Here is a 24,975-nt window from a genome sequence, read left to right on the forward strand (position 1 = left end):
GGTATTCTCCTATCATGCGAGCGACGAGCGCAGCCATTGCCATACAAATAAAAGGAACTGAAAAAGTGGTTTTAAACTTTTTCAGTTGCTTCATATTCGCTGCGGGGCACTTCGGAAGTGACATCTGAAGTCAAAGAGCGGACTTCAGGTTGTCATTCCTCCACTGCCCTACGCTCGTGTTCATAGGCGCTTGCGCTTTTCTTAATTGTCATGCCATCAAACATTATTCCATTGACAGGAGGAAGGTAACCATGAAAAACACACTTTTTTATTGGATAAGATATTTATTATTAGTCAGTATTTTAGTGATTTCCAGCATAAGTTTAATCATTGTTTATTCACAAGGATATCTTGCAGAAATACAAATGGCCAGGGCTTTACCTTTGGCGCTCGTTCTCGGCTTGTCCGCGATAGCTCTAGCTATATTTGAAATTAGTGTGAAAAGGTAGCTAACATAGTTTCTAAAACTATAATGGAACAATTACCTATAACAATAACAATTCCCAAATCTCATAAACTTCTTTGCAAATACAGGGACGGTTTTCGTAGTTTGTACAACGAAACCATCCCTGCATCCGTCAACCCATATCGCATTGCCCCTACTTATCTCCTTTTTCCTGCCGCAACCTGAAAGAATCCTTTACTCTTCCTTGTCCTTTTCCACCTTATCTTCAATCTTCTTCACAATATCCGGAACCATCGCAACGATTTTTTCCAAAGACGACTGATCGCTCAACGGTAAAATCGTCACCTCATCGTTCTTCAGCATTAAAATGGCCTTCGGAGTCACGCGCCCGCCAGCCCCTGCCCCAGAACCGTTCTCTTCCCCTTTACTGTCGCCGCCACCGCCGCCATACCCAAACGACACACTAATAATCGGAATGAGCGTCACATTTCCCACCTCAATCGGCTCACCAATCACCGTCTTCGTTTGCAGGAACTTCTCCAACTTCTCCATCACTGGATTAATCACGTCGTTAACCATTTCCAACCCTCCATTTTTTTGAAAAAAATAGTTTCTAATCTGCTAATTCTGACTTCCTACTTATTAGTACACCGTCAACTTACATAAGGTTGCATTTTGGCTGAATTAAATTTTGCTTATAGCATGAATCTAGCTGGACTTTGCTTTTTAATTTTGTTTATCATTGCTTTCATCTGCCTATTGGATGTTACTAAAGCATAAAGCTAAGCTGCATTTTGTTTAAGGTATATTGCTAAGCTGCATTTTGATTAAAGCATAAAGCTAAGTTGCATTTTGATTAAGGTATAAAGCTAAGTTCATTTTGATTAAGGTATAAAGCCAAGTTCATTTTGATTAAGGTATAAAGCTAAGTTCATTTTGATTAAAGTCTACAACTAAGTCGCATCTTGGTTTACTAATTTTTGCCGTTTTTTTATCGTGCGCCATTGTTTCCAAAGTTTACGCATGGATCTGGAAAACAGAAATTGTAGAGTCCGATACAAAATCGCAATCAGAAAAAATCTTCCTGAAAGTTTCAGATCCATTTCAATGTACTCTTCGTCCCAGACAGGAATAAATCTGATTTTTTCAGAAGAGTATTTGTCTTTCAAGCTATAATTTAAAGCGAGTAAATAACCTGTATAGTCCGGTTCGTAAAAACCAATTTTGGAATAAAGGGAAAACGTTTTAGGCTTAAAAATCGTTATCACATCATCCAAGAAACGAAACGCAGTAATAATCAGGTCCTTAGTGATGAGACTGATAGATTCCCTAAATGAAAGGGACATGGATTTCTTTTCTTTCTTCTCTTTCTTCTCCGTTGTTTCTGATTTCTCCCCTTTTTCCCGTTTCTTTAATTTATTGGATTCCTTTGGCATCACGTTAATTCCGAAAAACTTCAACCTAATTTTTGTGAAATGATCAAGCATACCTAGATTCAGATGGAATCTCACAATTTTTCCAAGCCCGAAATGCACTGTGAGGTTATGGTTTTGCACTTGTAGACCTATTCGGTAGTGATACGGGATAAGGAGGATGGTCAGAAACAGCACGGCAGCAACAATCAACACAACCAAAAGGATTGTTAAAATCACCTAAATCCCTCCTAAAATCCAATCATTTTCTTCAGCAGTTTTTTGGATGTCGTTGATAATTGCTGATTTATTTTCGACCCCATTTGTTCACCCGTCTGTTGGAGAATTTTTTTGCCTGGCAAATACTCCATAAAGCGTGTCATTTGTTTCCAATTTTTTTGCTGCTGTTCAATGATTGGATGGTGCTTTATGGGCCTTCCAGCCACCTTATTTTTCTCAACGAATAGTTTATCGATCGATTCTTCCCGTAACCTCACTAGCTCATTCGGAATGTCAATCTCGTCTTCAAACCGTAAATTCCAATCTAAAACCTTTAGCTGGTTTAATTCTTTCCGGCAAACTCGGCACTCCAATAGATGAGATTGAGTTAGTTCCCTTTCCAATTCGGAAAGTTCCCCATCAATATATGGAGACAACTGATCTTGTACAGATTCACATGTAACGGTAGATTTTCGTTTATTAAATGTACTCATGTTAAACCTCCAATATATTTTGTTCTGTCAGTTTCTGTTTCAAAAGCTTTCTGCCCCTTGATATATTGCTTTTGACTGTTCCGAGAGATTGATTAAGGGCAGTGGCGATTTGTTCGTAACTCATTTCTTCAACATATCTCAGTGTTAAAACCATTCGATAGTTTTCCGGAATATGTAATAAACTGTTATCGATGATTTTCTGAAAGTCATTCGCACATGTGATTTCCTCTATGTCTGTCCGATCTGCGATAGTTTCCTTAAGCGCTCCACTCTCGTGGGTGTCGTCATCTAAAGAAAGCTGGTTGTGCTTTTTTTGATCTCTTATATAATTAAGGCACGTGTTGACCGTGATTCGCTTGACCCAGGGGTAGAAAGGTCGACTTTCATCAAAGGTTTGAATGGAACGATAAATCTTAATATAAACCTCCTGCATAATATCCAAGGATGCTTCGCGATTTCGAGTATAACTGTAACAAATTCGATAAAGCTGCCCTTCATAACGTCCCAAGAGGTCATTATAAGCATATTTATCGTCATTTTTACACTTGCGGATGAGCGACACCACTATATCCATTAACCATTCCACCCCTTCCACCAGAGACCTTCGGACCGCGCACCTCGAACAGGCAAGTTCAGACAACGAATTAGATTAACTAGAAACGCTGAACTAGATAAACTTCGAACTAGATAAACACTAAAAACTAAATAAACTTCAAACTTGATAAGCTTCGAACTAGATAAACTTTGAACTAGATAAGCTTCGAACTAGATATATTTCGAACTAGATAAACTCTTCAAACTAAATAAACTTCTTCGAACTAGATAAATTTCAAACGTTCAACCGCAAACAATTGTCGAGACTATGGACTTCGAACCTCCGAACATCGAACCGCAAACCGTATACTTCGAACCGCAAACCATGAACTTGAAACTGCAAACATAGAACTGCGATTCCGATTTCCGAACTCCGAACTTCGAACTGAAAACCTTTGAACCGGCAAACCATAAACGTTGAAACGTGCCTAAACCGTGAAATGGCCCTAAATACTCTATACAAACTAATACACCTATTGGCGGAAAAAAGTTGCATTATTTTGGTAATTATTTTTGAGGGAGGTGGAGATTGTGTTTTAATTACACGTAGGCTGAAGTGATTAGAAGCCTTAACGACGCTGCCCCGATAGAAGCAAAAGGATCGGATCCGTTTGTTGAAGTGGTATATAAAGTGACTGCTAATGCGTCTCATATGGCCTGCAATTGGGCTAGGAAACTAGATTTTTCCCAAAAATGTTCCATTGGGAATTTCCATTGAGGCAAGAAACATTTTTCTAACAATGTTTCGCAATGAGACACCGAATATAACAAGGAAACCTGGAGATAGCAAAATAGTTTCCCAGCTGCAGAACGATACTGAAAAACACCACCTCCTCGGCTGGAAATGGTGTTCTTAAGATAATACTTGCTATGAATCTGATAGTCTAAAGCTATGAAAAGACATAATGCAAATAATTCCCTGGACCCTTTGTAATCTTAAGCCCGAGGGTTTCCAACTCCGTCCAAATTTTAAAGTCTAGTGAATAGGGAGAGCGGTTTTGCAGATAATCAAGTTCAGCTGCGGAGAGTGAGACGTTATAATATACATTTTCCCTTTTGACGACAATCTCATAATTGGCCAATTTCATGATGAAAACCGAGTAGTCTTCGTGCCACTCCTGTAATTGGTGCTCAATGGTTTGGGAAATACACTTTAGGAATTCATCATTGCTCAAATTCTTAGACATCAATCCGCGAATAAACCCAGTTGTGTTCATATACATTCCTCCTCATTTTTCAAAAGGTATCAAGTAGAAGAGAACGAAAAAAACTCTTTATTGCGGGATGCAACAAAGAGCTTAAACGCCGTTCGTTATCACCCAAAGCAATGCTTTGCTGGTCGGAGCACCTTGCCATTTGGCAGGTTGCTGTGAAGTCATCGAGCCAGGACTCTCGTTCACTCTTGATAACCTTATTGAGTTAATTCCATTTTACCTACAATGGTGGTCTGACGCAAGAGATCCGATAGTCCCGAATATCCTTGCGATTTACAAAGAGAAATGACGTAATATAGCAGGAATGTTATCTTCCTTCGCACTATTCATGAGATAATGGGTAGATAAACCGTCGGGTAATTGGAGGATCGGTGTATGAAGAGTTTGCGTGTGTTTTGGTTAGTTTTAGTAGCTTTAGCGGGCATTCTGGGCTGTGAGGATGGGGCTGAATTGGAGAAGGAGTTTAGCCTCGCTGGGGATTGGGATGTGAAGTCTGTTGTGGAGGATGGCCGCGAATTAATTGTGACCTCTCTTGGGATTGTGCCACTAACATTTACTTTCGATGATGATGGCGACGAAGGTTTTGTGAAAAATGTAATGGGCGAGGATGAGGATACTTTTACTGTTTTTATCATAGAGGAAGGGAGAGCCAGATTGGAATTCAAGGAGTTAGAAGGTGAATATTTGGAGATTTCTTTTGAAAATGGGGAAATGACAATTACTTCACCAGAAGAATTTCCTGATACGGAACGTACATATATGAAAGCTGTCAGAAAGTGATGGGGTATATGGTGGCCTTTTGATGGGGGAGCTGTTGTAGAAGGTTCAATGCTGCTGGCACAAGCTAGAAGTGTTTTCTGGAGATAGAGTTAATAAATAATAGGTGGGGAAACAAGAGGATTATTGATCTCAGTCCTGTTTCCCCACTTATTTTTATATTAAAGTACGCGATTTATGTCCATGGTGACGTTGGAGTGTGTTAACGAGAGTTGTAGCTCGGTCAATTGGAGGAAGAATTGAGGGTGAATTGTCCGAACTAGGTTGCAGTTCGGACAAATGGAGAAGGAAATGAGGATGAATTGTCCGAACTAAGGTGCAGTTCGGACAAATGGAGGAGGAAATGAGGATGAATTGTCCGAACTAAGGTGCAGTTCGGACAAATGGAGGAGGAAATGAGAATGAATTGTCCGAACTAGGTTGCGGTTCGGACAGTTGGAGGAGGAAATGAGAATGAATTGTCCGAACCAAGGTGCAGTTCGGACAAATGGAGAAGGAAGTGATGATGAATTGTCCGAACTAAGGTGCAGTTCGGACAAATGGAGAAGGAAGTGATGTTGAGTTGTCCGAACCAAGGTTCAGTTCGGACAAATGGAGAAGGAAGTGATGATGAGTTGTCCGAACCAAGGTGAAGTTCGGACAATTGGAGGAAGAATTGAGGGTGAATTGTCCGAACTAGGTTGCAGTTCGGACAAATGGAGAAGGAAATGAGGATGAATTGTCCGAACTAAGGTGCAGTTCGGACAAATGGAGAAGGAAGTGAGGATGAATTGTCCGAACTAGAGTGGAGTTCGGACAGTTGGAGGAAGAAAAGGATTGCAATTGTCCGAACCAAGGTGCAGTTCGGACAATTGGAGGAGGATGTGAGGATAAAATGTCCGAACTAAGGTGCAATTCGGACAAATGGAGAAGGAAGTGATGATGAGTTGTCCGAACCAAGGTGCAGTTCGGACAATTGGAGGAGGATGTGAGGATAAATTGTCCGAACTAAGGTGCAATTCGGACAAATGGAGAAGGAAGTGATGATGAGTTGTCTGAACCAAGGTGCAGTTCGGACAAATGGAGGAGGATGTGAGGATAAAATGTCCGAACTAGAGTGGAGTTCGGACAATTAGAGAAGGAAGTGAAGATGAATTGTCCGAACCAAGGTGCAGTTCGGACAATTGGAGGAAGAAAAGGATTGCAACTGTCCGAACTAGGGTGAGGTTCGGACAGTTGGGGGAATATATGAGTGAATTGTTCGGATAACAGGATTCATTGATGATGTAATAATCGTGGTATGGGATGGGGCAATCCAGGGGAAAAGAGAGGGGAGGAGGGCGTGCGAATGAGCGAGGTAGAGTTCAGGTATATCAGAACAAATGGGATTAAGCTCCATACGATCATTGCCGGACCTAAGGAAGGGCCACTTATTATTCTATTACATGGATTTCCGGAGTTTTGGTACGGCTGGAAAAATCAGATTGGTGTGTTGGCAAAAAGCGGTTACCGTGTTGTTGTACCTGATCAGCGTGGCTATCATCTTAGTGACAAACCAAGAGGTCTCAATCAGTATACCCTTAATGTGTTAAGGGACGATATTATTGGCTTAATCGAGTTTTTCCGAAAAAAAAGGGCTGTGATTATCGGTCATGACTGGGGGGCGTTGGTGGCGTGGCACATCGCAGCAACGAGGCCTGATTTTGTGGAAATGATCATCCCAATCAATGTGCCTCATCCTGCGGTTTTTCTGGAAAACATTTTGAAGTATCCTGCTCAGCTGGTCAGAAGTTCATATATGTTATTTTTCCAAATGCCCGTTATTCCTGAAAAATGGCTGAGTGCTAACAAGTATATAGTAATGAAAAATGCAATGCGTTTTTCAGCGAACCCAAATACATTTACGAAAAATAATTTCAGGAAATATGAAGCTTCTTGGTCAAAACGAGGTTCCGTTACGAGCATGCTGAATTGGTACAGAGCCTTAAGGACGGGAAGCATCGAGCAAGTGTCAAAATCGAAAGTAAAGGTGCCGGTCCGAATGATTTGGGGGAGAAAAGATCCTTTTTTATCAATCAACTTGGCAAAAGAAAGCATGTCTAAGTGCGTTGATGGGAGATTGACCATGGTGGATGGGGCAACCCATTGGGTTCATCATGAGAAACCGCTGATCGTGAACCGCCTGATTTTGGATGCCATCCAAAGTTAACAAACATCAGAGAATCCCAATGAATTGACACAGAATTGTGCGGGACCAGGTCCCTGAACTTTTGTTCAGGGACCTGGTCCCGCACGAATTTGTGAACGTTTATTTTGAACCGACTTGACGAGGATGTTCAACTGTAATAAATAGACGAAACCCACAAGGATGTAAGTCCAGAAAATGAATGAAAACAACTCATCTAACTCCGTTGACGGCATTACTAAAGGTCCTAGCTGTCTAAATCCGGGAATAAATGTAAAGGAGCATTATTTATAATTGTTGATGAGGGAGACAACTGGAAAAATGATTTAAATGGTTACAACTCCCTTCAGGGGGAGTTGTTTTATGAAACGTTTGCTGATCACCCACTGTCATTCTTACAATTATTGGTAGTTGTGGACCCGTAGTTGGTGAGACTGGAGATCCAAAAGATAAGAAATTCATGTATTATATGTATTGTTTATTAGAAAAAGTAATTTTTTGAATGAAAAAATCCTCATCAGCGCGTATATATGGTAATAACGAGGTAGTGAACAGCAGATTTCTGTTGTTTTCGTATGATATCTGCATAAATTGTCCCAATTGTTTTCATATTAATCAAGTGAATTACTTACAATGAAGCGGAAAACGGGAATTCGACATGATAAATCGAAAATTCGACACAAGAAAAAGGGAATTCGACACAGAATTTCGATAATTCCACTTAGAAAAACGGTATTTCGACAAAATAAGACACAATTAGACACTCCACCACCCTAACCTAACCTAACCTAACCTAACCTAACCTAACCTAACCTAACCCAATTCCAATTCTTCCATTTAGAATACAGCATCGCGCCGTAACAGCTTTTCAAATTCAGCAACCGGTTTTGGCTTACTGAATAAAAATCCTTGCAGTTCATCACAGTTCAGAGTTTTTAATACGGAAAGTTGTTCTTCCAGCTCAATCCCTTCCGCAACGACCTTCATGTTTAATTGATTGGAAAGGCGTATCATAAATTCAATGATGGCTTGGTTGTCTATGGATGTGTGAATATCGTTGATGAACGATTTGTCCAGCTTAATCGTGTTAAATTTATATTTTCGCAAATAGCTTAGGGAGGAATAGCCAGTTCCAAAATCGTCAATAGCAATATGAATCCCGAGCTCCTTTAAACCTTCTAGTTTCTTCAGCACTTCATTGTCCCGTTCAAGAATGAGACTTTCGGTAATTTCAATTTCGATCCACTTTCCGTCCACCTGACTATCATCCAACAGACGGCCAACAGTACTTACTAATCCTTTTTGTAACATCTGCGAGGCGGAAAAATTCAAGGATACAATCATAGGGGGAAACCCTTTGTTTTCCCATTTCTTTATTTGTTCACATACTGTCTCAAAAACCCATTCACCAAGGGGGACAATTAAGCCAATATCTTCGGCGAGTGGAATAAAATCACCTGGAGAAAGTACTCCATATTTCGGATGATTCCAGCGAATCAGTGCTTCTGCACCAACTACCTCCAGCGTTGTTGCAGAGACCTTCGGCTGATAATAAAGCTCAAATTCATCGTTAATAATTGCTCTTCGAAGATCATTCTGCAAAGTGAACTTTCTGGAATGTGTTTTTTCCATTTCTGGGGTGAAAACGGTGTAACTATTTTCGTTTGATTCTTTTGCTTCATACATGGCGAGGTCAGTATTTTTCATTAATATAGTAAGTTCTTCTCCAGCGTCAGGAAAAATTGTTATCCCAATGCTTGTCGTAACAAATAGTTCATATTGGTCAACTATAATAGGTTGTTTCAGTCTCCTTAAAATCCTTGCTGCAAGATCCTCTGGAAATGTCCGCGTATCTATATTCGGAAGGAGAATCATGAATTCATCGCCTGGCATTCTGGCAACGACATCCTTTTTTGAGACAAAACTAGACAAGATTTTTGCAAGTTCTATTAAAACTTTATCTCCAATGTCATGTCCCAGTGTGTCATTAATATATTTGAACCGGTCAATATCAATGAACAGGACAGCTAAATGACTGTTATTGCTCTTTGCTTTCTGTAATTCTTTATCTAATCGTTCCTCAAAGAAACGGCGGTTAGGTAGATCAGTTATATAGTCATAATAAGCCATGTGGTGAATTTTTTCCTGGGCTTCTCTCATTTCGGTGACATCATGATAATTAATAATGATTCCGTTAACATCAGGATCCTCAACCAGATTGTTGCAGATCGCATGAATGGTACGCCAACTTCCATTTTTATGCTGGATTCGGACATCAACCACTACCGTCTCCATGGGGTTCTCCAAAATATGATGAAAACGAGCCATAACGAAATCAAGATCGTCTGGATGTACAATACTAAAAAAAGGACCGGGTAATTCGTTCGGTTTATATCCGATTACTTTTTCCACAGAAGGGCTCCGGTACATCACGTCACCGGTCTCCGAAAGGATAACATTCACACTGCTTGAGTTTTTTAACAAGGATCGGTATCTATTATTTTGCTGTGTTATTTTTGACTGGAGTTCTATTTCTGTTGTGATATCTTTTGCGATCCCGAGAATTCCAATTAAGTTACCGTTTTTCCCGTTTAGGGGAACTTTACTCGTAATGATTGATTTTACTTTCCCGCTACTGGAAAAAATTCGTAGTCTCTCCTCTTTCAGGACTTCTCCTTGCAACGTTTTGACAAATCCGTTCTTGGCAATATCCAAATCTTCCGGATGAACGATTTCAAGGAAATTGGTGTTCAAATAATTCTCACCTGGACCAACAAGGGAGGAAAAGCCGTCGTTATAATCGATGAAACAACCTTCTAAACTAATAACGTAAATAGCCTCTGTGAAATTTTCCAGTAATTCTTTAAAAGGATATGTGGATTTGTCTAATTGCTGAATGAGGTTATCCGATAATATGCTCATATAGACTCCTGTTTTTAGTAGGTTTGGTTACAAAGACCTAATTTCTCATCATTATACTATGTTTTTGGTATTAATGGAATGAGAGAAAATTCCAGAGAGCACTCATTTTGAAAAAGATGGTTTGGGGATTTCTTCATTTAGAAATTTCCATGGCAGTTTTTCTGACAAACTCCACCACGGACAAGTGGATTTAAGATAGGGTATTAAGAAACACATTGTTATCAATAATTACATGGAAGGGGATTGGATATATGACAACAGTAACCCAAAGTCCGGTAAAGACGACAAGTAGTGTATCATTGACAGCAGAAGTGATCAAAGAGAAGAATGTGGAGCTAATTCATTTGCAGTTTGTAGATTTGGAAGGAATACTAAAAAGTGTCACAGTGACATCAGATCAGTTAAAAGATGTTGTAGACGGTAAAATCATGTTCGACGGATCATCTATCAAAGGTTTTTCTCCGATCAATAAATCAGATTTATATTTGCAGCCTGAGTAATCACGTGCCTCCCCATTTCTGTGATTAAGCAGGTACACTTCTGGTAAGTGTAGTGTGTAAAAAGGATAACTGTTTTTGAAAGGGTGGGGGAACGGGCCGGATTCCTCCTTTCTGGATCTTTCCCCACTCACCCCATCAGTAATGATTAACCTTCTTTTTCCCCAAAAGAGAAAGTCCCTTCCTTATGTTTACTCTGCAAGAAGGTATCTCTCTCCCTTAAATATGTTAAATAGACCTACAAAAAAATAAGGTGTTGCCCCATGTGTAATAGGTATTAAGTAATATACTATAAATACTTATTTAGGATGTAACTAGTTGATTGGAGGTTGTGTCTTCTTCACTTGTTAATCTATTAATAATTTACTTAATTCTTTAGAGAAGGGGATTTCAGCATGATGAAACGGGCGATTATACTAGTTGTTTTTTCAGCTATTTTTTTTAGTCTTTTGGCATGCAGTGGGGGAGAGTCGGATGCTGCAGAGCGTGATGTGTTTGAAGAAACGGTAATGGGGTTAAGGGATTCACTGCGATTTTACAATAGGATGGAAATTCCGGCTGAGTTACCTCCTGAAGTGTATTACAGGAGTGAAATTAGCTTAACCTCGAATACTCCAAAAGAAGGGGCATTCTTGGACATTAGGTTTAGTCAACTACTGCATTCCAACATTCCTTCTAGTGATGGGGATGTTCCAGGTGGGGTGGGCTTTTATTTCACGAATCATGAGCCTGATACGAAGAAAATAATGAAAGAACCTTTTGATGTGAAAGACGATATTGAATTTTATTTAGTGGAGAATCCGTCCAATCTTTCCTTTTCGCCGGAAGTGATTCAGTGGAAAAATTGGGATAAATACTATCAAGTGGAGGATCTTCAGTTTTATATTGACGATTTATTGAAGGTGCCTTTAGAACATACGGATCGATTGAAGTTACTTACGATTGCAAAAAGTTTTACAAGTAGAGAACTGGATCCTATGCCACATGAGTTGATTGGCTTGATGTTGCCTGCCCATGTTCCTTTGAAAAATAAAGATCTTGTCATCAATACTCAGATGCACGTGGAGGAAGAGGCAGACCCGTATGATCTGTACCATTATATGAGGTTTGTTTACTCTGAACGGAAGACGGAACCACATGAAAAGAGAGTATTGCTTTTTGTTAACTTTGAGGGACTTAGGGAGCCAGAGCTTGAGTTTGAGGAGATCGAGGTTCGAGATGGTTTACTCGTGAGGTACTATTTGGAGGCGGAACAGCAAAGCTCTTTCTGGGAAGTGGGAAATACGTTCTACAAGTTGGAAGTGGCTGGTGTAGATGATTTTGAAAAAGACGATATGATAGCGCTCATCGCAGATATGAAAGTGATAGAGTCGCTAGATGAATAGGAGATCATTGCTAGATCGTTTGCTTTATTGATTGTACAGTTTTTTTTAGATTTGAGAGATTTTAAATGGAAACGCAACCCCACACCCAGCTACGATTGTGACCAGTAGCGGAGGGTGGGGTATTTTTTTTTCAAATCCTCATTTAGTCTACGATTCGGAACTGGCCGCTGGATATGACTTCGCCGTCCATAATGATCTTCATGATATACTGGCCTGAATCCATTGGGGCGTACATCACATCGATGACCCCTAGCCAGTCAGGGGGGACAGAGTTCTCCCATTGATCATAGATATAAGAGGTACTACCTTCCACTTTTTCGATGGCAATGGAATAGTCACCGCCTTTGTCTGGGAAGTAAAACGTATAATGAATCTCATCAAAGATGGAAAAATTAGTGGCGCGGTCTACCAATACGCCATCATATTGATCAAATGCGAATTCCACCTCATCGTAATGATTGTATGTATTCAGAGTGGCGGATTCCGCTGAAATATAGATTAATGAATAGCTGATGGCAAGTAACAAGGCAAGGAAAACCCCACCCCAAGAAGTACCACCGCGACTTCTTATCATCGCTTGTCTTGTGGCTGGATCTTCTATTCTATGAAAATTTACCTTCTCTATCTTTTTCAAGGCGTGCCGGTAATACAGCGCATTTCCGTAAAGGGCAAGTGTGATGTATACAACGGCTCCGGTGATGAGGTCAAGCGTCAAGCTGTAATATCCCAGGGATAAGGCAATGAGATCAACTATTAGCCAAAAGACGATTATAACAATGATCGGCAAGTACATTTTCCGGTATCCGAGCCAAAATAGTGTCAGAAAGAACGCCGCCCAGTTCCAGCTCTGCTGACTACCTGGAGTGGGAGATTGGTTCCATTTCCCTAGATAGTAATCTTCTTTGTTAACACCAACAAACGCCTCCAAGTCTTTCGTGAGTTGCGTTTGTTCATGTTCTTCGCTGGATGTAGGTGTGCCCTTCCCTTGATCGTTTGGAAAAAGGGAGTTGCTGCTTCCGGAATCTTGTTCGGAATTCGGCGGATGGTATGGACTGCTGTCCTGCTTTTCAGTACTTTGTCCTGAACTGGTATGCTGAACCGTTCTGCCGCATTTGGAACAAAACCGGTCGCCCCGTTCTATTTTGTTTCCACAATCTTTACAATACATTTGTGGCACTCCTTTCTTATGGGAAATCACCGCTTAAATTTCAGATGCTTCCGGAAAACAGTGGAGATGAAGTGGCTGAAGCATTTTCAATCCTTCCCCAATTTTTCGTTCATCCTGTGTCAATCTTGTCCCTCGTAGTTGGAAATACGTACGATACAGGGCTAGGAGTTCTTCATTCATCTGTGTTTGATGGAGGGCAATGGCCTCGAATTTAAGATCGAAAAAGTCTGTTATATCCACGACAGTATTTGGTGCTCCGGTAAAATAAAATCCGATCGCCTGCAGATGGCAAGGGGCTGTTTCCGTTCCCTCTGGATAAGACTTTAGGGCGCAGTTGCTTACGGCCTGGGCACTGGCTTTTCCCACGATGATGTGATCATAATGAGATTCATAGGGAAGCCACGGATCGGGACAGAACACGGTGTCATATTGTTCGCGACGGATGTGTTCTGCAATTTCTTTTGCTAAGGAAGGAACATCATTCAGGCTTCCATCTTTGTAATCAAACCAAAAGAATTTTTCCGACCCGAGCAAACGGCCTGCGGCCTCCGCTTCTCGCTTCCGTTCGGCTGCCAGTTGGTCTGGTGTAAATGGTGTACCCATGTCTCCTAACCTACCGTCAGTAATAGTGAGATAGTGGATTTCGCAATTGTTTTTCGCAAGTTGAGCAATGACGCCCCCCATTCCGATTTCGTTGTCATCAGGGTGTGGCTGGATACATAATACTTTTTTACATTCCGCTATGGAAGGTGCTTTGAGAAAATTGCTAATGTCGATGTTTTGCATGTGAATTCTCCTTTAACTTGTTTTTCCGTATTTATTCATGATCATGGACTGAATTTGTTGTTTTTCTTGATCGGTTACTTTATAGAAGAAAAGCGGGATCATGGTCAAAAGAAAACAGATAGCAGGGATGACATACATCATGGTGCTGAATCCCGTTTGTGTCGTTGTGGTCACTGCCTGTCCTTCCGTATAGTTCATCAGGATGAGACCAATGCCAATAATTCCCCTTGCTAACGTTCCGCTCAGCTTTGTTAAAAAGGTGTTGGTGGAAAAAATTAGTCCTTCTCCTCGGAAACCGAGTTTCCATTCGGAATAGTCAACGGCATCAATGAGCATGGATGCACTGACAATAGTTGTCACTCCTGTAAATGCAAAGCTAATTCCAAGAAATACGAGGGCAAATGGGATATTTCCTCCACCCACAAAAAATGGGATCGCACTAGCTATACTTCCTAACAAACATGCAGCGATAAACACCATCTTTTTATCAAACTTAGAAATGATCTTCGGTGTTACCGCCATCCCAAATACCATCCCGACAATCAGGCTGATCCCCACATTGGTGAGCTGGCTTGAATCTCCCCATACATAAATCACGAAATACATTTGTGAACTTTGACGGATACCGTTGATCAAGTTGACAATTAAGAGCGATATCATCAAGAGCATCAACGGTTTGTTTTTTGTGATCGTCTGTATGTTTTCGCGGATCGGTGTAACTGTTTTGGCAGGCATAATTCTTTCTCGCAACGTGAGACCGGTCGTTACCATCATCATGGCTGCGACGGTGGCTAGTATAACGGCGGTGATGGTGAAGGCGGATGCCTCGCGCTCTCCACCAAACGCATTGATAACCATAATACTGCCGACAGTGACGATCGCCGTTCCCACGGTACCCCCGATTTTTCCCAGTGTCACCATTTTGCTTTTTTCAATGGAATTTTTGGAAACGACGGAAGAGATGGCCCAAATCGGGATATCGCATAGTGTATAAGACATCCCCCACAGTATGTAACATGCAGCTACTAGAATAATCGTTGCAGTGCTGCTTAGGTTAAATTGAATAAAGCAGAGAATCGTTGTGACTGCCAACACGATCGGTCCGAAGAGAAGATATGGTCTGAATTTCCCCCAGCGGGACCGTGTTTTATCTGCGATCATTCCCATTAGCGGGTCATTGATGGCGTCCCACAGACTGGCAGCGACAATGATTGCCGTAGCGATGCCCGGAGAAATACCCAATAGATCTGTGAAAAAAAACATGATGTACATGGCCATAAAGTTATAGAGCATATTTTGTCCCAGCAAGCCGCCTGTATAAGAAAACTTTTCTCTTGTCCGAATTTCTTCGTACATTTTTCATCCCCCTGTTTCTTTTGTCTATACTCTTGTTGTTTTGCTCTGTTTGGTCTGTTTTGATTTGGTTCGGTTTGATTTGGCCTGGTTCTTATAAGGCAGAATGTTTCGTGGAAAAAGAAGTTCGCACTAGTTAAAATTCTGTCTGTGAAAATGAAGTCACTCTAATTGTATGGATATGAGTAGGTACTTTCATCAGATAATCAAAAATCAAGTTATTGTGATGCATGCGTACTAAGTTGTAATGCATGCTTACTAAATTGTAGTGCATGTGGTACTTAGTGTGGTGGAAAGGACGCAATAAAATAATGTGACATCCAAGTATTACTCTCAATCATAAGGAACTGGAAATGGGGATTGCCAACTGGAATTTTCTTATGAAACTTTTTTTATAGGAATAGGAAGAATTATTCGACACACGGCATTATCTTAGGAAACTATTATATAGGAAGAATTATTCGACATATTTCAACGAAAAACCTTTAATATTTATGAAAAATATTAGGGTAGGTAAAGGTAGCGTTGGTCCTGTGGTCGCTGTGTCGTTGTAAAAGGAAGACGATGGATTGAAAAGTGGCAGGCAAGGGAGGGTAGAGGCCTGGGGGCGGTGATTGGTGTGTACCCGAACAGAAATAATGGAAGGAGGAACTAGTGCCCGAACGGGAGGTTCGGGCTGGTATTCGGTAGGAAGATGCGCGAACTTGTGCTCGAACGGATGCGTCAGCCGGAGATTCGGTAGGAAGATTCTAGATCTTGTGCCCGAACGGGAGCGTCGGGCAGGTATTTGGTAGGAAGTTGCCGGAACTAGTGCCCGAACGTGCGGGTGGTCTGGAGTTTCGGTAAGAAGATGCGCAAAACTTGAGCCCGAACGTGCGGGTCAGCTGGCGATTCGGTAAGAAGATGCGCAAAACTTGAGCCCGAACGTGCGGGTCAGCTGGCGATTCGGTAAGAAGTTGCCGGAACTAGTGCCCGAACGGGAGGATCAGCTGGTGATACGGTAGGAAGTTGAGCGAACTTGAGCCCGAACATGCGGGTGGTCTGGTGATTCGGTAAGAAGATTCTCGAACTTGAGCCCGAACGGGAGCGTCGGACAGGTATTCGGTAGGAAGTTTTCGGAACTTGTGCCCGAACGGTGCGTCAGTCGGAGATTCGGTAAGAAGTTGCTCGAACTTGTACCCGAACGTGAGCGTCAGTCTGGTATTCGGTAGGAAGTTGAGCGATCTTGTGTCCGAACGGAAGCGTCGGCCAGAGTTTCGGTAAGAAGATGCTCGAACTTGTTCCCGAACGGATGCGTCGGTCTGGTATTCGGTAGGAAGAAGCTCGAACTTGAGCCCGAACGGATGCGTCAGTCGGAGATTCGGTAGGAAGTTGAGCGAACTTGTTCCCGAACGGATGCGTCAGTCGGATATTCGGTAGGAAGATGCCCGAACTTGTGCCCGAACGGTGCGTCAGTCGGAGTTTCGGTAAGAAGATGCTCGAACTTGTTCCCGAACGGGAGGGCCAGCCGGAGATTCGGTAGGAAGTTGCTCGAACTTGTTCCCGAACGGATGCGTCAGCCGGAGATTCGGTAGGAAGTTGAGCGAACTTGTTCCCGAACGGATGCGTCAGTTGGATATTCGGTAGGAAGATGCCCGAACTAGTACCCGAACAAAAGAGCAGTATTCTGGCTCGACAAGAATACTTAAGATAGTTTTATCTATGATCTTTGGGGAATTTATTATAAAGTTCGTTGAGCTTTCTCTAGCTTTTTTTCCATCTTTTCAATATTTTTCATTAGCATCTACCGTAGTTACTTTCTAACCTTTGCCAGGCATGATAGTACTAGCTTCTGACCTTTGTCATTTCCTCGTTGTTGACAAAGATCAACCATAATGTGCAGGCCTTTTTTGGTAATTATATAGACCTAAAGTACTAAGAAAATTATCAGAAAATTGGGGAAAAATGTAGAATCATAAATGCTATAATCATAGTGTCAACCTAAAAAAGTAAAAGGAGTGTGCATTTAGAAGTATATTGTTGTTTTTCTAATTTTGTATAGTTTTACAATTTTAATAGGGAAGGATGTTATGGATGAGTAAAATAAAAAAAATCTTTATGGTGATTGCGATTTTTGGAATTATTGGTGCTACAATTATCAATGTGTCTCCTCAGGAAGACCATCAAGTTAGTGCTTATGTAGATGGAACTTACATTGGGGAGATACGATTATTCCCTTATGATTTTGCACCAGATGGTTGGTTAAAATGTGACGGAAGTTTACTTCCAATATCCAGTAATACTACTCTATATTCCCTTATTGGTATTAAATACGGTGGAAATGGAATATCAACGTTTGGTATTCCAGATCTTAGGGGGGCAGAACCTTTACCTGGTACAAGTTATTATATTGCGATTCAAGGTTTGTATCCTACGAGACCATAATTGATAATCCATTTATGAATGAGGTGATTATTTGAGTACATTTTCCTATAAAAAATTTTCACTGGTACTTCTCTTTATTGGTTTAGTAATCATCTTATCTCTTCCAGATACCGCAGGCAGCTCTGGCTCTGGAAGTAATGTTGTTTTAGGAAAACCTATTACTGCAAATGATTATTCAGCTCCTTATTCTCCTGATCGGGCGAATAATGGATTAAGGTCTACTAGTGATAGATGGTACAGTGGTTCCGGTAATCAAAATTGGTTAAGAGTAGATCTAGGAGACGAATATGAGATTAATAGGTGGGTAATTGTTGGGATGGGAGCAGTTGGCTGGGATAATGATAGAAACCCACGTGATTTTCGACTACAGAGAAGTGATGATGGATTTACTTGGACAGATGTGGATGTTGTTACAGGCAATTGGATGAGTGTTGTTGATCGGAATGTTCCTGCATTTAAGGCCCGATATTTACGGGTGCTAGTTACCATGGGGAATGAATTAAACAATGTGTGGACGTCCATTGTTGAGTTTGAAGCACATGGCGTTCTATATAGGGAACCATCTAGAACTAGCTTAAGTGATTTATCATTATCGAGTGGAGAGTTATCACCTGGTTTTGAGTCGGATATTACTTCATATGAAACCTTTGTTGACCACAATGTAGATTCTCTTAGTGTCACTCCTATTCCAGAAGACAGAGATGCTACAGTAGCTGTTAATGGAGAAAAAGTAAGTAGTTCAAATGCATCATCGTTGATTAATCTAAATGTGGGAGAAACTATCATCGAGGTGGTAGTGACCGCCGAGGATGGTGTAACGACAAAAACGTATACGATTAAAGTTACGAGAGCGCCATCGAGTAATGCGAATCTATCAGATCTGCTAGTGAATGAGGGGGCGTTGGATCCGGCATTCGATACAGAAACAACTAGCTATGAAGTGGCTGTCGAGAACGAGGTGACTACGATACAAGTGACCCCAACTCTAGCAACTCCAGTAGCCAGCTATAAGGTAAATGGAACAGATGATACAAAGATTCCATTAGATGTTGGGGAAAATAGCATTGAAGTGGAAGTGACCGCCCAAGATGGTGTCACCACCAAAACGTATACGATCAAAGTCACGAGAGCGAAATCGAGTAATGCCAATTTAACTGATTTAGTAGTAAGCGATGGTTCGTTGGATCCAGAATTTGACGCTGAAAGAATGAATTATGAAGTGGCTGTCGAGAACGAGGTGACTACGATACAAGTGACCCCAACGCTAGCAACGTCCGTAGCGAACTTTAAAGTAAATGGAACAGATGATACAAGGATTCCATTAGAAGTTGGAGAAAATATCATCGAGGTGATATTGACCGCCGAGGATGGTGTCACCACAAAAACGTATACGATTAAAGTTACGAGAGCGCCATCGAGTAATGCGAATCTGTCTGCATTAGTTGTTAGTGAAGGCAGTCTTGATCCAGCATTTCATACAGAAACAACGAATTATGAAGTGGCTGTAGATAACGAGGTAACTACGATAGAAGTGACCCCAACTCTAGCAACTCCAGTAGCCAGCTATAAGGTAAATGGAACAGATGATACAAGGATTCCATTAGAAGTTGGAGAAAATACCATCGAGGTGGAAGTGACCGCCCAAGATGGTGTCACTACAAAAACGTATTCGATTAAAGTTACGAGAGCGCCATCGAGTAATGCGAATCTATCAGATCTGCTAGTGAGTGAAGGGACGTTGGATCCAGCATTTCATACAGAAACAACGAATTATGAAGTGGCTGTAGATAACGAGGTAACTACGATAGAAGTGACCCCAACTCTAGCAACGTCCGTAGCGAACTTTAAAGTAAATGGAACAGATGATACAACGATTCCATTAGACGTAGGGGAAAATAGCATCGAAGTGGAAGTGACCGCCGAGGATGGTGTCACCACCAAAACGTATACGATTAAAGTTATGAGAGCACCATCGAGTAATGCGAATCTATCTGCATTAGTTGTGAGTGAAGGTAGTCTAGATCCAGCATTCGATACAGAAACAACGAATTATGAAGTGGCTGTAGACAACGATGTAAATACGATACAAGTGACCCCAACGCTAGCAACGTCCGTAGCGAACTTTAAAGTAAATGGAACAGATGATACAACGAATCCATTAGAAGTTGGAGAAAATACCATTGAGGTGGAAGTGACCGCCGAGGATGGTGTCACCACAAAAACATATACGATTAAAGTCATGAGAGCACCTTCGAGCAATGCGAATCTGTCTGCATTAGTTGTTAGTGAAGGCAGTCTTGATCCGGCATTTGATACAGAAACAACGAATTATGAAGTGGCTGTAGACAACGACGTAACTACGATAGAAGTGATCCCAACTCTAGCAACTTCAGTAGCCAGCTATAAGGTAAATGGAACAGATGATACAACGATTCCATTAGAAGTTGGAGAAAATACTATCGAGGTGGAAGTGACAGCTGAGGATGGTGTCACCACAAAAACGTATACGCTTAAAGTCACGAGAGCACCTTCGAATAATGCGAATCTATCAGACTTAGAAGTAAGTGAAGGAACCATTCAGTTCGATGTCCTAAAAACAAGTTATGAAATAGCGGTTTCAAGTAACATCGATCAACTAACCGTTACACTTAGAGCAGAACATGATGAAGCAGAAGTGGAAGTGAATGGAGCAACATTGAAAAATGGGACAATTGATATTGCATTAGGATATGGTGAAAATGTCATTTTTATAACTGTACAGGCACAAAATGGTACAGTAAAGACGTATACACTGAAAGTAACTAGAGAATATGCAATTGAAGGACTGTTAGGTGATTTAACCCTTTCGGAGGGAGACTTTAATTTTGATTATGATCAAGATGAATATTTCATAAGTGTTGGTCATAATGTTAACTCAATTGTTTTAACTCCACAATTACTATTACCAGAGGCCACGGTAAAAGTAAATGGGGACGTTGTTACGGATGACTTTATACATCTGACTTTAGAGGGAAAGGTTAATAATTTTCTTCTCGAAATATCAGTTGATGGAGATATAATAAAGGAATATACCATCAATATTCTAAAACGTGCTATGGAAGTAAGTGATCCACCTCTTATTTCTATTAATGAAGCGACGGTTATACAATCTACAATAGACCGCGTTGACAATGGAGGCGTTCTAGTTGTTAATCTTATGGAACATGATGGTGTCACACAATTATATTTTTCCCGAAGTCAAGTGATTGAGTTAAGGGAGAAAGAGGTTTCTATCCATATTAAAAAGAAAGATATGGAGATAATTATTTCAGCCCTAAACTTTAAGGATGATGGTGATTTATGGATTCATTTTTTAAGATTGGAAGAAGAAAATGAGATTCCTTATTTTGTTGAAAGATCAAGCTCTATCTATGAGTTCAGTATTTATCAAGGAGATAATAAAATTTCTGCATTTAGCAAAGAAGTCCACCTCTTTTTACCTATTAAGGGTTCAAATTCTACTGAGCACTTAAAAGTGTTTTACTATAACACAGAAACAGAAGTCTGGGAAGACATTGGTGGAGAATATAGTGATGGAACAATAAAAGTACCTTTAAACCATTTTAGTATTTACGGCGCTTTTGATGAGAGAATATTTGAGGAAAAGAAACCATCTGAAGAACTAGATAGAAAAGAAGGTGCCAAAAAAGACAGAGAAGAAGATCCAACAAACAACGAAACAGAGAATGGTTCTGAGGAGAAAATAAAGGATGATGAACTGCCGATTACAGCTACAGTGATGTATAATTTACTTCTTATCGGCACGATCCTATTAAGTGTAGGTCTATACTTAGGGAGAGGGCGTAAGCTGTCAAATAGGTAAAGTCTCCTTATAACGGTCACTATAGTTAACTAAGAGATGAAAAAACATTCATTCTAGGATTGATTCATTCACAGAGTACAAATCCCCAATGTGCGAGAGCAATCTCATATTGGGGTATTTTTTTGAGTCTCGATACCTGAGGGTGGAAAAGCAGAGATAGAGTTAAATCCAAAGTAAATGGGTTGTAAGAAAACGTTAAGGAGATTTTGAGGTTGTAAATAGTATGATGTCTGGATTCGGAGGGGTGGTAAATTTGATACGTTCCAGCAAAAAATTTCAAAAAGTATCACAAGGTAAATAAACTTGTGACACTTTTCGGCATATAGTAAAGAAATTAATTCGCACCGTTATTTGGTAGAGATCGACCGGATTGACCGGGTCGCCCCAATTGACCCGATCGTCCGGGTCGACCCGATTGAGCCGATTGACTGGATCAACCCGATTGACCTGTCGACCCGATCGCCCCAAGCTGATGAAAAGAGTTTTCCAGTGATCTGTAGAGGTCGCGGTAAACGGTATAGTATTGACAATATGTTTCATGGTGAATTGGATTTGGTGCGATGACTTTCCCCATTGGAATACAGTCTTTTATCCCCTGAAGAGAATCCACTTCCTTTGTCGCCAATAAACTCACCCAAGCTGCGCCCCATGCTGAGCTCTGATGGTTTTCAGGAATATGGATGTCCTGCCCGAACACATCGGCAAGAATTTCAAGCCAAAGTGGGGAGCGGGAAAATCCGCCACTTGCATAAAGCGTCTTTGTAGGACCAGCAAGGCGATTTAATGCTTCACTAATTTGGTAGAGATTATAAATTACGCCCTCAAGGCCAGCTCGAAGGAGGTGAGCTTTTCCATGTTCGGAAGTGAGGCCAATATATGCCCCTTTTGCATTTCCATCCCAGTGGGGAGCCCGTTCACCATACAGGAATGGGAGAAAGAGAAGGCCGTTAGACCCTGGAGGAATCTCCTGACATAGATTAGTCAATAGTTCATAAACCTCTTTTTGAACCTCTTTTGCCTCCGCCGCTTCTTTTTCCCCGAGAACTTCTTTTAGCCAGTGGAGGACATTACCACCGTTGTTAGTAGGTCCTCCAAATATCCACAAATCCTCCATGACGGAATAGCAAAACACCTCTTGCTTACTGTCTGTTTTTGGGGAGCTCGCCATTTGCCTGATGGCGCCACTCGTGCCGATGGTAATAACGGAATCACCTGATTCAATGGCACCCATTCCCAGATTGGCTAAGGGACCGTCGCTCGCTCCAATAGCGACAGGGAGATCCGTAGGTATTCCCATCCTTTTTGCCACTTGAGCATCTATTTTTTTGAAAACATAAGTTGGTGGAACTGGATCTGATAGTTGTTCTCTAGTTACTCCAGCCATTTCAAGAGCTTCGTCATCCCAGTCCAGCGTATGAATGTTAAACATACCAGTTGCGGCAGCAATGGAAAAATCGATTACCGTTTCCTTGAACCAACGATAGGTTAGAAACTCTTTAATAGAAAGGAACTTCCGTGATTTTTCGTATGCCTTGTTTTTGGTATCTTTCATCCACATTAGTTTTAATAAAGGAGACATGGGATGGATTGGTGTTCCTGTGCTCAGGTAGATATTGTTACCTAGTGTGCTGCCCTTCAATTCCTGTACTTGATCCATACTTCTTCGATCTGCCCAAGTAATGGAATTAGTAAGGGCTCTCCCGGAATCGTCGATACAGATTAAGGAATGCATCGCAGCTGAAATTCCCAATGAGAGTATTTCTCCCGGTTGGATAGTTGTTTTTCCGATGGCAATTTTTATGGAGCTGATTGCAGCTTGTTCAATAACATATGGATCTTGCTCCACCCAGGATGGATGGGGATGAAGTGTTGGGTAGCCGATCTCATGTTCTGAAACGACCTGACCATCTGTTGTAAAAACAACTGCTTTTGCGCTGGTAGTTCCAATATCTAAGCCAATGACATACTTTATTCTCATATTAAACGCCTTCTCCTTTCTTCCATTAGTCTTTTGATGGGTGAAAAATTTAGTGGGTTTAATTAAAACTTTTTTCCAATTTCTATACTTTGGAGAGGAACTTCTAATCAGTCGCATTGCTTCTATTGAAATGAACAGTAATTGTACTTTTTCCACCGATGGTTATCTATACTTGTCTGTAATATTGTATTACTACTATATCAAAGAAACCTATTTTCCCATATGTCTTTACGTAGAATCGACATGTGTTTATTATTAGGCAACAAAAAAGAGCGGTGCTTAAAAAAAATTTTGTTTTCAACATGGGACCATTCTACTTGAGTTGTAAAGCCCCCTTTAATTTGTCCTCTCCACTTCCATAGGTAATTAAATTCAGGGAACTTTTGCGCCAAATGTATCGTAAAAAAGATAAATAGTTTAATGAATAAGGTGGTGGATTTAATGACAATCACACTAATTATGATCGTTGTATTGGTTTTAGTAGGGATATTGTTCACCAGTGGCCGGGGAGCGTTCTTGATAGCAGGCTACAACACTCTTCCGGCTGAAAAGAAGAGGGAGTATGACACAGTGGCCCTCTGTAAGTTCATGGGGAAAATGATGTTTGTGCTGGCGTTCAGCATGACATTGAGGCTGATCGGCGACCTATATCAAATAGAGGGACTTTCCATTGGAGGTATCGTACTGTTTTTTTCAACCATTGCATTTATTTTACTATACGGGAATACAGGAAATCGTTTCAAAAAAGAAAAATGAGTTACGATGGTGATGTGGGTCAAGGTTTTGGGTTACCCAAATTTGATTTGTAATACGGGGTAGTAGCTATGTTCGGTACCTCACATAACTGTATTTAAATGGGAATTACAGATTTTCCGAACGGGAAAGCCCACTGCGGTGCGATAGCACCCCCTTTAGGGCTAGGAGGAAAGTGAGGTCAGATACGGAGTGCCATTAAAAACCCAAAGGCTTGTTTATGGTACTTCAAGTATCTGAGAATTGCACTTTCAAAGTCTGGAGGAGGAAGCGACAAAACAGCAGGTATACTCTTGTCTAATGTCGCATCCTGGCTGAGGAAGCGACAAAACAGGAGGCATATTCTTGTCATTTGTCGCATCCTTAGAGGAGGAAGCGACAAAACAGGAGGCATATTCTTGTCATTTGTCGCATCCTGGAGGAGGAAGCGACAAAACAGCAGGCATCCTCATGTCTAATGTCGCATCCTTATAGGAGGAAGCGACAAAACAGCAGGCATCCTCATGTCTAATGTCGCATCCTTAGAGGAGGAAGCGACAAAACAGCAGGCATCCTCATGTCTAATGT

General features: G+C 41.1%; 17 protein-coding genes, 1 pseudogene and 1 riboswitch. Of the genes and pseudogenes, 8 read left to right on the top strand and 10 right to left on the bottom strand.

Translation table 11 applies throughout. The features are described from left to right. The first annotated feature begins 251 nt into the window (after nucleotides 1–251). A complete protein-coding gene (locus KS419_RS24540) occupies nucleotides 252–449 on the top strand; it encodes a hypothetical protein (RefSeq protein ID WP_217069743.1) in 198 nt (65 codons plus the stop codon). 191 nt (nucleotides 450–640) lie between these two features. Here the strand turns inward: KS419_RS24540 and KS419_RS24545 are convergent, their stop codons facing one another. From KS419_RS24545 to KS419_RS24565, 5 genes are all read right to left on the bottom strand, one after another. Continuing rightward, on the bottom strand, nucleotides 641–985 hold the full coding sequence (locus tag KS419_RS24545) for a GerW family sporulation protein (protein WP_217069744.1): 345 nt from the start codon (nucleotides 983–985) through the stop codon (nucleotides 641–643). Between the two features lie 374 nt (nucleotides 986–1,359). After that, entirely contained in the window at nucleotides 1,360–2,058 is a 699-nt protein-coding gene (locus KS419_RS24550; RefSeq protein ID WP_217069745.1) for a hypothetical protein, read from the bottom strand. Nucleotides 2,059–2,069: 11 nt separating this feature from the next. Then, on the bottom strand, nucleotides 2,070–2,531 hold the full coding sequence (locus KS419_RS24555; RefSeq protein ID WP_217069746.1) for an anti-sigma factor family protein: 462 nt from the start codon (nucleotides 2,529–2,531) through the stop codon (nucleotides 2,070–2,072). Between the two features lies 1 nt (nucleotide 2,532). Further along, the gene (locus KS419_RS24560) at nucleotides 2,533–3,105 is read right to left on the bottom strand and encodes an RNA polymerase sigma factor (protein ID WP_217069747.1); all 573 of its coding nucleotides are present in this window, start codon (nucleotides 3,103–3,105) and stop codon (nucleotides 2,533–2,535) included. A gap of 910 nt (nucleotides 3,106–4,015) precedes the next feature. Continuing rightward, nucleotides 4,016–4,342, bottom strand: a complete 327-nt coding sequence (locus KS419_RS24565; RefSeq protein ID WP_217069748.1) for a hypothetical protein — start codon at nucleotides 4,340–4,342, stop codon at nucleotides 4,016–4,018. Between the two features lie 92 nt (nucleotides 4,343–4,434). Further along, nucleotides 4,435–4,537, bottom strand: a riboswitch (SAM riboswitch). A 177-nt stretch (nucleotides 4,538–4,714) separates the two neighbouring features. Here KS419_RS24565 and KS419_RS24570 point away from each other — a divergent pair. Continuing rightward, nucleotides 4,715–5,119, top strand: a complete 405-nt coding sequence (locus tag KS419_RS24570) for a hypothetical protein (RefSeq protein WP_217069749.1) — start codon at nucleotides 4,715–4,717, stop codon at nucleotides 5,117–5,119. A 1,324-nt stretch (nucleotides 5,120–6,443) separates the two neighbouring features. Continuing rightward, nucleotides 6,444–7,304 carry an alpha/beta fold hydrolase gene (locus KS419_RS24575; protein WP_217069750.1) on the top strand — a complete coding sequence of 287 codons (861 nt, stop codon included), beginning with the start codon at nucleotides 6,444–6,446 and terminating at the stop codon, nucleotides 7,302–7,304. Between the two features lie 813 nt (nucleotides 7,305–8,117). On the opposite strand, the gene KS419_RS24580 is transcribed toward KS419_RS24575, so the two are convergent. Continuing rightward, nucleotides 8,118–10,202 (bottom strand): sensor domain-containing protein, encoded by a 2,085-nt coding sequence (locus KS419_RS24580; RefSeq protein WP_217069751.1) that lies wholly within the window; start codon nucleotides 10,200–10,202, stop codon nucleotides 8,118–8,120. Nucleotides 10,203–10,453: 251 nt separating this feature from the next. Between KS419_RS24580 and KS419_RS24585 the strand changes: the two are divergent. Together KS419_RS24585 and KS419_RS24590 are read left to right on the top strand one after the other, a co-directional pair. After that, nucleotides 10,454–10,699 (top strand): annotated as a pseudogene (locus tag KS419_RS24585) (glutamine synthetase); the annotation flags it as partial. A gap of 395 nt (nucleotides 10,700–11,094) precedes the next feature. After that, entirely contained in the window at nucleotides 11,095–12,084 is a 990-nt protein-coding gene (locus tag KS419_RS24590) for a hypothetical protein (RefSeq protein WP_217069752.1), read from the top strand. Nucleotides 12,085–12,226: 142 nt separating this feature from the next. Here the strand turns inward: KS419_RS24590 and KS419_RS24595 are convergent, their stop codons facing one another. The 3 genes from KS419_RS24595 to KS419_RS24605 are packed head-to-tail and all read right to left on the bottom strand — an operon-like array spanning nucleotide 12,227 to nucleotide 15,394. After that, nucleotides 12,227–13,252, bottom strand: coding sequence for a DUF2628 domain-containing protein (locus KS419_RS24595; protein WP_217069759.1), 1,026 nt, complete (start codon nucleotides 13,250–13,252; stop codon nucleotides 12,227–12,229). 33 nt (nucleotides 13,253–13,285) lie between these two features. Then, nucleotides 13,286–14,038 (bottom strand): PIG-L deacetylase family protein, encoded by a 753-nt coding sequence (locus tag KS419_RS24600; protein ID WP_217069753.1) that lies wholly within the window; start codon nucleotides 14,036–14,038, stop codon nucleotides 13,286–13,288. A 12-nt stretch (nucleotides 14,039–14,050) separates the two neighbouring features. Further along, on the bottom strand, nucleotides 14,051–15,394 hold the full coding sequence (locus KS419_RS24605; protein ID WP_217069754.1) for an MFS transporter: 1,344 nt from the start codon (nucleotides 15,392–15,394) through the stop codon (nucleotides 14,051–14,053). A gap of 2,070 nt (nucleotides 15,395–17,464) precedes the next feature. Between KS419_RS24605 and KS419_RS24610 the strand changes: the two genes are divergently transcribed. Beyond that, nucleotides 17,465–17,815, top strand: coding sequence for a phage tail protein (locus tag KS419_RS24610; protein ID WP_217069755.1), 351 nt, complete (start codon nucleotides 17,465–17,467; stop codon nucleotides 17,813–17,815). A 31-nt stretch (nucleotides 17,816–17,846) separates the two neighbouring features. Beyond that, nucleotides 17,847–21,677 carry a cadherin-like beta sandwich domain-containing protein gene (locus KS419_RS24615; RefSeq protein ID WP_217069756.1) on the top strand — a complete coding sequence of 1,277 codons (3,831 nt, stop codon included), beginning with the start codon at nucleotides 17,847–17,849 and terminating at the stop codon, nucleotides 21,675–21,677. A gap of 433 nt (nucleotides 21,678–22,110) precedes the next feature. On the opposite strand, the gene KS419_RS24620 is transcribed toward KS419_RS24615, so the two are convergent. Next, a complete protein-coding gene (locus KS419_RS24620; protein ID WP_217069757.1) occupies nucleotides 22,111–23,655 on the bottom strand; it encodes a gluconokinase in 1,545 nt (514 codons plus the stop codon). 441 nt (nucleotides 23,656–24,096) lie between these two features. Here KS419_RS24620 and KS419_RS24625 point away from each other — a divergent pair, with 441 nt between their 5' ends. Next, nucleotides 24,097–24,411, top strand: a complete 315-nt coding sequence (locus tag KS419_RS24625; RefSeq protein WP_217069758.1) for a DUF3784 domain-containing protein — start codon at nucleotides 24,097–24,099, stop codon at nucleotides 24,409–24,411. Nucleotides 24,412–24,975: the final 564 nt, after the last annotated feature.

The organism is Evansella tamaricis (assembly GCF_019042215.1).
Taxonomy (GTDB): domain Bacteria; phylum Bacillota; class Bacilli; order Bacillales; family Salisediminibacteriaceae; genus Evansella; species Evansella tamaricis.